This is a genomic window from Paenarthrobacter sp. CM16 (assembly GCF_013179505.1).
Lineage (GTDB): Bacteria > Actinomycetota > Actinomycetes > Actinomycetales > Micrococcaceae > Arthrobacter.
Genome location: NZ_JABMCX010000584.1, coordinates 1 through 794, shown reverse-complemented (window position 1 = coordinate 794; position 794 = coordinate 1). Strand labels below are relative to the sequence as shown.

General features: G+C 62.1%; 1 protein-coding gene and 1 pseudogene. Both read right to left on the bottom strand.

Translation table 11 applies throughout. The features are described 5' to 3' along the window. A partial coding sequence (locus HP499_RS24655) for an MFS transporter (protein ID WP_172326630.1) occupies positions 1 to 505 on the bottom strand: 505 nt, incomplete at its 3' end. After that, a pseudogene (locus HP499_RS24650) lies at positions 489 to 794 on the bottom strand (PadR family transcriptional regulator); the annotation flags it as partial. The gene HP499_RS24655 and the pseudogene HP499_RS24650, both read right to left, overlap by 17 nt.

Below are 794 nucleotides of genomic sequence, written 5' to 3'. Positions count from 1 at the left end.
TGACGAAGAAGATCCATTCCCAACCAAGGCTGTCCACCAGGACTCCGCCCAGGATAGGGCCAACAAGGACGGCCATGCCCGCGGTAGCGCCCCACAGTCCCATGGCGGCACCGCGGCGGTCCGGAGGGAAGATGCGGGTGATGACGGCCATGGTCTGGGGCGTCATCATGGCTGCACCCAGGCCTTGGAGGACACGTGCGGCGATCAACATGGTGACGTCACCGGACAGGCCGCACCACAACGACGCAAGGGTGAAGACCACCAAGCCGATCAGGTACAGGTTCTTCGGTCCGAACCGGTCCCCCAACCTTCCGGTAATGAGCAGGGGCACGGCGTAGGCCAGCAAATAGGCGCTGGTGACCCAGATGACGGCGTTGATATCGGTATTGAGGCCCTCCATGATCCGCGGGTTCGCCACGGACACAATGGTGGTGTCGATAAGGATCATGAAGAACCCCACCACCAGTGACCAGAGCGCCGGCCACGGCTTAGCTACGTTTTCCAAGGGCTTCCTTTGGCTTGTGTGAAAGTTCGGCGGGAGTTGGCCGGGGTTCATCCCAGGGCAGTCGCCCGGAGCCCAACTCCTCCAGGAGGCCGCGGATCCACGCGATCTCCGTTCGGCGCATTGCTTGTTGATACGTGATGTCTATCCAGTACTTGCGGTCCAAACCCTTTGCCGTCACAACGGTTTCGGCGCTGAGCAGGAAGTCAAGGTCGGCGGTCAGCGCCACAACCCGTTCCTCGAGGAGTTCCATCACCACGCCCGCAGGCAGGTGATGCGCCTCCGCAATGGC